Source organism: Streptomyces niveus, from assembly GCF_001723055.1.
Classification (GTDB): Bacteria; Actinomycetota; Actinomycetes; order Streptomycetales; family Streptomycetaceae; genus Streptomyces; species Streptomyces niveus.
In genome coordinates this window covers 1-5,087 of record NZ_MDCR01000420.1, presented here as the reverse complement: position 1 = coordinate 5,087, position 5,087 = coordinate 1, and the positions used below count along the sequence as shown (strand labels likewise).

The 5,087-nt window shown below is 73.5% G+C and carries 3 protein-coding genes; all 3 read left to right on the top strand.

The window, feature by feature from the left end; genetic code table 11:
- Positions 1-3,064 (top strand): DNA polymerase III subunit alpha (locus BHU15_RS35250; RefSeq protein ID WP_069630852.1); only part of this gene is annotated, 3,064 nt, incomplete at its 5' end.
- Positions 3,065-3,077: 13 nt separating this feature from the next.
- Entirely contained in the window at positions 3,078-4,070 is a 993-nt protein-coding gene (locus tag BHU15_RS35245; RefSeq protein ID WP_069630851.1) for a DNA polymerase Y family protein, read from the top strand.
- A gap of 39 nt (positions 4,071-4,109) precedes the next feature.
- Positions 4,110-4,961 carry a class I SAM-dependent methyltransferase gene (locus BHU15_RS35240; RefSeq protein ID WP_069630850.1) on the top strand — a complete coding sequence of 284 codons (852 nt, stop codon included), beginning with the start codon at positions 4,110-4,112 and terminating at the stop codon, positions 4,959-4,961.
- Positions 4,962-5,087: the final 126 nt, after the last annotated feature.

The following is a 5,087-nucleotide window of genomic DNA, read 5'->3' as shown; positions in this document are numbered from 1 at the left end:
GGGCGTCGCCGTGCTCCTCGGCCCCGACTCCGGCATCGGGCGGGCGCTGGCCGCGGGCCGGACCGCCGACGCCACCCGGCTGCTCGCCTCCTGGCGGGAGATCTACGGCGACGCCCTGCACCTGGAGGTCGTCCACCACGGGCGGCGGGGCACCGGGCCGGGATCGCTGCGGCACGCCGCCCGTACGCTCGGCTTCGCCGTCGAACACGGCGTACGGGCCGTGCTCGGCAACGCCGTACGCTACGCCGACCCCGGCCAGGGCCCGGTCGCCGATGTCCTCGACGCGGCCCGCAGGCTGGTGCCCATCGACCCGCGCAAGCCCCTGGACAGCGGGGAGCGCTGGCTGAAGGGTCCGGCGGCGATGGCCCGTACCGCCGAGCTGGTGGCCGAGTCGGCCGGGCTCGGGCCGGGCGCCGCGCACCGGCTGCTGGCCATGACGCGGGAGACGGCCGAGAGCTGCCGGGTCGACCCCAGGGGCGATCTCGGTCTCGGCACCGTCCACTTCCCCGAGCCGAGACTGGTCGGCGCGGACCGGCGGACCGCCGCGCGGGTGCTCCGGTCGCGGGTGACCGCCGGCCTGGTGCGGCGCGGCTACGACCGGGACCGGACGTACTGGGACCGGGCGGAGGCCGAGCTGGGCACGATCGAGCGCCTCGGCTACCCCTCGTACTTCCTCACCGTCGCCCAAGTGGTGGACGACATACGGGAGATGGGCATCCGGGTCGCGGCGCGCGGCTCCGGCGCCGGCTCGCTGGTCAATCATCTGCTGGGGATCGCGCACGCCGATCCGGTCGAGCACGGACTGCTGATGGAACGTTTCCTCTCCTGGCGCAGGCTCTCGGACCCGAAGGGCAAGTTCGAACTGCCGGACATCGACATCGACGTCGAGTCCGCCCGCCGTCTGGAGGTCTACCGCGCGATCCTCGACCGCTTCGGCCCCGAGCGGGTCGCCGCCGTCGCGATGCCGGAGACCTACCGGGTCCGGCACGCCGTACGCGACGTGGGCGCCGCCCTGTCCATGGACCCGGCCGAGATCGACCGGATCGCCAAGTCCTTCCCGCACATCCGGGCGCGCGACGCCCGCGCGGCCATGGACGAACTGCCCGAACTGCGCGAGGTGGCCAAGGAGTCACGACAGGAGGGGACGCGGCACGGCCGGCTGTGGGACCTGGTGGAGGCACTGGACGCGCTGCCGCGCGGAATCGCCATGCACCCCTGCGGCGTGCTGCTCTCCGACGCCTCGCTGCTGCGCCGTACGCCGACCGTGCCCACCAGCGGCGAGAGCTTCCCCATGTCCCAGTTCGACAAGGAGGACGTCGAGAAGCTGGGGCTGCTCAAACTCGACGTGCTGGGTGTGCGGATGCAGTCGGCGATGGCGCACGCGGTCGCCGAGATCGGGCGCGCCACGGGCCAGGAGCTGGACATCGACGATCCGGCGCAGGTCCCGGCGGGGGACCCGGAGACGTACCGGCTCATCCGGTCCGCCGAGACCCTGGGCTGCTTCCAGATCGAGTCGCCGGGCCAGCGCGATCTGGTCGGCAGGCTCCAGCCCGCCACCTTCCACGACCTGGTGGTCGACATCTCGCTCTTCCGGCCCGGTCCCGTCGCCGCCGACATGGTGCGGCCCTTCATCGAGGCCCGGCACGGCCGGGCGCCGATCCGCTATCCGCACCCGGATCTGGAGGACGCGCTGCGCGAGACGTACGGCGTGGTCGTCTTCCACGAGCAGATCATCAAGATGGTCGACATCATGACCGGCTGCGGCCGGGAGGACGCGGACAAGGTACGCAGAGGGCTCTCCCATCCCGAGTCGCAGGCGAGGATCAAGGTCTGGTTCGAGGAGGAGACCGGGAAGAAGGGGTACACCCCCGAAGTCACCGCCCGCGCCTGGGAGATCATCGCGGCCTTCGGGTCGTACGGCTTCTGCAAGGCGCACGCCGTCGCCTTCGCCGTGCCGACCTATCAGTCGGCCTGGCTCAAGGCGCACCATCCGGCGGCGTTCCTCGCCGGGCTGCTGACCCACGACCCCGGCATGTATCCGAAGCGGCTGCTGCTGGCGGACGCGCGGCGGCGCGGGGTGCCGGTGCTGCCGCTGGACGTGAACCGGTCGGCGGCGGTCCATCGAATCGAACTGGTGTCCGGTGCGGGGTCCGGTACGTGGGGGGTGCGGCTCGCGTTCTCCGACGTGCACGGCATCAGCGAGGCGGAGACCGCGCGGATCGAGGCCGGCCAGCCCTACACCTCACTGCTGGACTTCTGGCAGCGCGCCAGGCCCGGCCGCCCGGTCGCCGAACGGCTGGCGCAGGTGGGCGCGCTGGACGGATTCGGCGCCAACCGGCGGGATCTGCTGCTGCATCTGTCGGAACTGCACGGGGCCACCCGGCGCGCGGGCGCCCACGGGGACCAACTCCCCCTGGAGGGAGGGCGGCGGACGGCTCCCGCGGGGCTGCCCGACCTGGGCGACGCGGAGCGGCTGAGCGCCGAGCTGGGCGTCCTCGGCATGGACGCGTCCCGCCATCTGATGGCGGACCACCACCCGTTCCTGAAGGAGCTGGGCGTGCTGTCGGCGAAACGGCTGCGGGAGGCACCGCACGGCGCCACCGTGCTGGTCGCGGGTGCCAAGGTGGCCACCCAGACCCCGCCGATCCGCTCCGGCAAGCGGGTCATCTTCACGACGCTGGACGACGGTACGGGCCTGGTCGACCTCGCCTTCTTCGACGACAGCCACGAGGCGTGCGCGCACACCGTCTTCCACTCCTGGCTGCTGCTGGTGCGCGGGGTGGTGCAGCGGCGCGGCGCGCGGAGTCTGAGCGTGGTCGGCGCGGCGGCCTGGAATCTGGCGGAGCTGGTCGAACTCCGGGACAAGGGCGGCCTGGAGGCGGTCGCCGCCGCGCTCGACGCGCCGCCGCCGGGATCGGATCCCGGGGGCGCGGCGGACAACGGGCGGCGTATCGAGATGCCCACGGGTTACGCGATGAACCCCTGGGCCGATCTCCAGCCACCCGGCGAAGGCCTGCCCACCGGAAGGAAGTTCTGGCACGCGAGCCCGGGGAGCGCGGGATGAGAGGAGGCACGGGATGATCCTCTGCGTACGGTTCCACCGGTTCCAGCACGAGGCCGAGACCGGGATCGAGGCCGCGCTGCCCGCCCTGATCGCGCTGATCGAGGACCTCAGCCCGGTCGTCCAGGCGCTGCCGCCGGACTCCGCGCTCGTCGATGTGCGGGGCGCCGAGCGGTACTTCGGGCAGGACGCGGCCCAGATCGCCGCCGTCCTGCGGGTGCGGGCGCTCGCCCATGCCGGGGCCGGCTGCGCGATCGGCGCCGCGGGCACCCCGATGCTGGCCAGGATGGCCGCGCGCGAGGCGGCGCCGGGCACCACGCTGACGGTGCCGGACGAGCCGCGTGCGGTCGCGGAGTTCCTGGGGCCGCTGCCGGTCGCCGCGCTGCCGGGGATCGGCGCGGCGACCGCCCGTACGCTCCGCTCGTACGGGCTGGGCACCGTCGGACGGGCGGCGGCCGTACCGCTGTCGACACTGCAACGGGTTGCCGGGGTGCGGATGGGGCGCGAGGTGTACGAGAGGGCCCACGGCATCGACCGTACGAGGGTCGTCCCGAACGCGTCCGCCCGCTCGCTCGCCGCCGAACGGGCCTTCCCGTACGACGAGTTGGACCAGAGCCGGCACCGGGCCGCGCTGCTGTCGATCACCGAGGAGCTGGGCGGCCGGATGCGGGTCGAGGAGCAGGTGTGCCGCTCCCTGACACTCACGGTGCGCTACGCCGACCGGTCCACGACCACCCGTACCCGTACGCTGCGCGAACCCACCGCGCACTCCGTCGCCCTCGTCGCCGCCGCCTACCGGATCCATGACTCGCTCGGGCTCCAGCGGGCCCGGGTACGGGGTCTGTCGCTGCGCGCCGAGGGACTGGCCCCGGCCGAACGGGCCACCCGCCAGCTCACGTTCGACCCCGTGGACGACCGGGCGCGGCGGATCGAGGCGGTGGCGGACCGGGCCCGCGCCAGATTCGGCCCGAGGGCGGTCGTTCCCGGCACGCTCGCCGGGCGCCTTTAGGGTTCGGATCACACACCCACCGAGCGGAGCGGAATCGACATGCCTGACGGATGGCAGTGGGACAGCACCCTGTTCCGGGGGAGCGCCGCCCACTACGAGCGGGGCCGCCTGCCGTACGCCCCGGGCCTGGCCGGGACGCTGGCCGCCGTCCTCGGTCTCGACGGGCGGGGGCGGCTGCTGGACGTCGGCTGTGGGCCGGGGACCGTGACGCTCGCCATGGCGCCGTACGTCGCCGAGGTGATCGGTGTCGACCCGGACGAGGACATGCTGGCGCGGGCGGCGCGGCAGGCCGGGCGGCGCGGGGTGGACAACGCGCGCTGGGTGGCCGCCCGCGCCGAGGAACTGCCCGCCGGGCTGGGGGAGTTCAGGGCCGTGGTGTTCGCCCAGTCGTTCCACTGGACCGACCGGGACGAGACCGCCGCCGTGGTGCGGGAGATGCTGGTGCCGGGAGGCGCGTTCGTCCATGTCGCCGATCTGAAGGAGCCGCCCGTCCCGGCGGCGCCGCTGCCGCGGCCCGCCCCGCCGTACGAGCGGATCGGCGAACTGGTGCGCCGGTATCTGGGTCCCGTACGGCGCGCGGGGCAGGGGACGCTCGTCAACGGCACGCCGGGCCGGGAGGATCTGGTCCTGGCGCGGGCCGGGTTCGTGGACTTCGAGCGGCATGTCGTGCCGGCCGGGGACGTGGTGGACCGTCCGGCGGACTCCGTCGTGGCGTGGGTGTTCTCCCGGTCGGACTCCGCGCCCCATCTGTTCGGCGACAGACGGGCGGACTTCGAGCGGGAGTTGCGCGCGCTGCTGCGGGAGGCGGCGCCCGACGGGCGTTTCGCGGAGTATCTGCCGCCGACCGAGATCATGATCTGGCGCAGGCCGCCAACTTTTACCGACGCGTAACTTCCCTTCGCGTTCTTACTCGTGCGTAACTTGGCATGAGCACAGCCGAATGTGTGGTCCGGGCCACAGGGCTGACAGCTATCGCCATTTCCCCTTGAGCCGCGAGGAGATCGCACGATGCTGCCC

What these genes read in the sequence shown, in the direction of transcription:
- BHU15_RS35245 (WP_069630851.1), top strand. Translation starts at nt 3,078, where the DNA reads ATGATCCTCTGCGTACGGTTCCACCGGTTCCAGCACGAGGCCGAGACC.
- BHU15_RS35240 (WP_069630850.1), top strand. Translation starts at nt 4,110, where the DNA reads ATGCCTGACGGATGGCAGTGGGACAGCACCCTGTTCCGGGGGAGCGCC.